Raw genomic sequence first — 3,530 nt, forward strand, 5'->3', positions numbered from 1 at the left:
TGGGCCGCCACGGCGATGCGGTGCGCGGCACGGTGCGCATCGCCGCCAGCGAGGTGATCGGCGCGGAAGTGCTGCCGCCGGTGCTGGCGGCCTTGCGTCGCGCGCATCCGCAGCTGCGGCTGGAACTGGTGTTGAGCAATCGGGTGCAGGACCTGCTGCACCGCGAGGCCGACGTGGCGGTACGCATGACCCGGCCCACCCAGGACGTGCTGGTCGCGCGCCGCGTCGGCGAGGTGGCAGTGGCGCTGTTCGCGCACCAGGACTACGTGGACCGGCATGGCCTGCCGCAGGCGCTGGAGGAACTGCCGCAGCACGCGCTGATCGGCTTCGATACGGAAACGCCGTTCCTGCGCGCCGCCCGCAGTGCGCTGCCGCCGTGGCGGCGCGAGGCGTTCGCGTTGCGCGCCGACAGCGACCTGGCGCAACTGGCCTTGCTGCGCGCCGGCTGCGGCATCGGCTTCTGCCAGGTCGCGCTGGCGCGGCGCACGCCGGCGCTGCTGCCGGTGCTGCCGCAGCAGGTGCGCGTCGGCCTGGAGAGCTGGATCGTGATGCACCAGGACGTACGCGGCAGCGCCGCCTGCAGTGCCGTGTTCTCGGCCCTGGTCGAGTCCATGACCGCGCACACCGCCTGAGGCGCGCGCGATGGCGGCCGGCTGGCGCACACGCGCCGCCGGCCGCCCAAACCGGGCAGGGATGTCAGGATGCTTTTACGAATCCCCAATCCCGAATCCCCAATCCCCGCTTACGGCAACGTCAGCGCGATCGGGTTGGCCTTCATGCTGGCGCTGATCGCCGGGAACGGATCCACGCCGGACATGGTGATGACGTCGTTGATCGACACCACGTCGCAGTTGATGGTGCTGTCGTTGACGCACATGTAGGCGGCCGCGCCGTTGCCCGGTTCGTACACCGCCTTCCACACGTAGTCCGGGATCTGCACGTGGTCGGCGCCGATGCTGCTGCGCGTGCCGCTGTCGAAGGCCGGGCCGGTGACCACGTAGACCTCGCCGCGCTGCTTGGCCAGCTGACGCACCTGCTCTTCGATCCGCGCCCACTCGCCGGTGTTGAGCTTGTGGTCCTGCGGGACCACGTTGGCCATCGAGAAGGTTTCCTTCTCCGAGTTGGTGGTCGAGGCGTCGCCGGCCGGGGTCATGTGGCCGCGGTCGAAGCCGGAGTTGGTGTAGTCCGAGGTATGCGAGCGGTCGGCGGCCGGGATGCCGGTCTCGTCGTGGAAGGAGCCGACGCGGCCGATCGATTCGGCGCCGGCGACCTGCTGGTCGGTGATGTGCTCGGCCGAGTACAGCGGACCCTTGGTCACGCCGGAGGCCATCAGCACGTATTCGGTATGGCAGACCTCGGTGGTGCGGCTGGTGATCGACGCGTCGAGCGTCGGCGCCTTGCCGCCGGCGTAGAGCGTGGGACAGCTGGTGGCGGCGCTTGCCGCCTGGGCGGCGAACAGCGCAAGCAGGGCAAGACAACCGCGCAGGGAGACGGACATTGCAGGAACCTCGGCTGGTCAGGGGAGGTGAAGAAACTGGCGAGATTCGATGTCTGTCGGGTGACCGCTGGATGTGCCGCAAATGGCAACTGCGCCGTGGGTCACGTTTGGCGGTAGACGTCGCGCGGCGACGGATCAATCGCATGCGATAAGCGTTCTCATTTACAATGCGCGACCGCCCTGTCCCGCACCGCGCCGACGTGATCAAGTCCTTGTTGTTCCAGCTGCACTGGCTGCTCGGCATCAGCGCCGGGCTGGTGCTGTCGGTGATGGGCCTGAGCGGGGCCACGCTCGCCTTCGAGGACGAGATCGTGCGCCTGGCCAATCCGCCGCTGGCCGCCATCGCCGCGCGTCATGCCGCCGGCGAGCAGCCGCTGCCGCTGGCCGAACTGGCGCGGCGCCTGGACCTGGAAGGGGCGCACCGCAGCAACCGCGTGTTGATCGATCCGACCGGCACGCGGCCGTCCGCGGTGCGCCTGCCCGGCCGCGACGGCGGCCGCCTGTACTTCGACCCCTACACCGGCGCGGTGCTGCCGGCGCCGCGCCTGGATGGGTTCTTCTCCTTCGTCGAAGACCTGCACCGGCGCCTGGCCGCCGGCGAGCGCGGCAAGGCGGTCACCGGGGTTTGCGCCTTCGTGCTGATCTTCTTCTGCCTGTCCGGCCTGTACCTGCGCTGGCCGCGGCGCTGGTGGAGCTGGCGCGCCTGGTGGGCGGTGGAGTGGAACCGGCAGGGACGCAGCTTCCTGTGGAGCCTGCACTCGGTGATCGGCACCTGGTGTCTGCTGGTGTACCTGCTGATCGCCGCGACCGGGCTGTACTGGTCCTACGACTGGTACCGGCAGGGGCTGGTGGCGATGCTCGGCGGCGATGCCGCGCCCAAGGAGAAGGAGGGCGGTCGTGGCGGGAAGCCACCGGCAGTGGACTACGCGCGGCTGCAGGCGGCCCTCGCCACCGTGCCGGCCGCGCAGCGCGCCTACCTGGACCTGCGCCTGCCCGGCCGCAGCGGCCAGCCGATCGTGGCCCGCTACCTGCCGCCCGATCCGGCGCACGACCGTGCCTACGACAGCGTGGAGGTCGATCCGGCCAGTGGCCGCGTCCTGCGCCACCTGGAGTACCGGCAGCAACCGCTGGGCCGGCGCCTGCTGACCAGCATGTTCGCACTGCACAGCGGCAGCTTCTTCGGCCTGCCCGGGCGCGTGGCGATGCTGCTGGCGAGCCTGTGCATGTCGCTGTTCTTCGTCACCGGCTGGATGCTGTACCTGGACCGCCGGCGCAAGAAGCGCGCATTGCGCGCCGCGCGCCGCGCGCTGCCGGGGCTGGTCGGCGATGCCGCCGGCGCCTGGCTGGTGGGCTTCGCCAGCCAGAGCGGCCTGGCCGAGCGCCTGGCCTGGCAGACCGCCGCGCAATTGCAGGCCGCCGGGCTGGCGGTGGAGGTGCGTTCGCTGGCGCAGCTGGACCTGGCCCAGCTGCGCGGCAGCCAGCGCGCGCTGTTCGTGGTCAGCACCTTCGGCGACGGCGAACCGCCGGACGCGGCGCGCGGCTTCGTGCGCCGCGTGCTGCGCCAGGCGCAGGCCCTGCCGGAGCTGCGCTACGCCATGCTCGGCCTGGGCGATCGCCAGTACCCGCAGTTCTGCGGCTTCTCGCGGGAGGTGCAGCACTGGCTGGACGCGCAGGGCGCACAGGCGCTGTTCCCGCCACTGGAAGTGGACAACGCCGATCCGCAGGCACTGGCGCAGTGGCAATGGCAACTGTCTGCGCTCACCGGCGTGGCGGCGTCGGCGCCGGTGCTGCAGGCGCCGGAGCCGCTGGACTGGGGCCTGGCCGGTCGCGTCCTGCTCAATCCCGGCAGCGCCGGCGCGCCGGTGTGGCGTATCGACCTGGTGCCGCCGCCGCAGGCGCACTGGCATGCCGGCGACATCCTGGAAGTGCAGCCCTGCCATGCGGCCGACGCGATCCGCACCTGGCTCGCCGCACAGGCGCTGGACGCGGAACAGACGGTACAGGCCGATGGCCTGCGGCAGCCGCTGTGGCA

General features: G+C 71.4%; 3 protein-coding genes. 2 read left to right on the forward strand and 1 reads right to left on the reverse strand.

Going from position 1 to position 3,530, the window contains the following annotated elements; translation table 11 throughout:
* Positions 1 to 632, forward strand: a 632-nt coding sequence (locus D183_RS0114900; protein WP_017909706.1) for a LysR substrate-binding domain-containing protein, incomplete at its 5' end; no start/stop codon positions are given.
* A 110-nt stretch (positions 633 to 742) separates the two neighbouring features.
* Here D183_RS0114900 and D183_RS0114905 read toward each other — a convergent pair.
* Positions 743 to 1,498, reverse strand: coding sequence for a DNA/RNA non-specific endonuclease (locus D183_RS0114905; RefSeq protein WP_017909707.1), 756 nt, complete (start codon positions 1,496 to 1,498; stop codon positions 743 to 745).
* 200 nt (positions 1,499 to 1,698) lie between these two features.
* On the opposite strand from D183_RS0114905, the gene D183_RS0114910 reads away from it, so the two are divergent.
* A partial coding sequence (locus D183_RS0114910; RefSeq protein ID WP_026144503.1) for a PepSY domain-containing protein occupies positions 1,699 to 3,530 on the forward strand: 1,832 nt, incomplete at its 3' end.

The organism is Xanthomonas sp. SHU 199, assembly GCF_000364665.1.
GTDB classification, from domain to species: Bacteria; Pseudomonadota; Gammaproteobacteria; order Xanthomonadales; family Xanthomonadaceae; genus Xanthomonas_A; species Xanthomonas_A sontii.

Bases quoted from the DNA above. Each gene is read 5' to 3' on its own strand.
- D183_RS0114905 (WP_017909707.1), bottom strand. From the start codon at position 1,498: ATGTCCGTCTCCCTGCGCGGTTGTCTTGCCCTGCTTGCGCTGTTCGCC.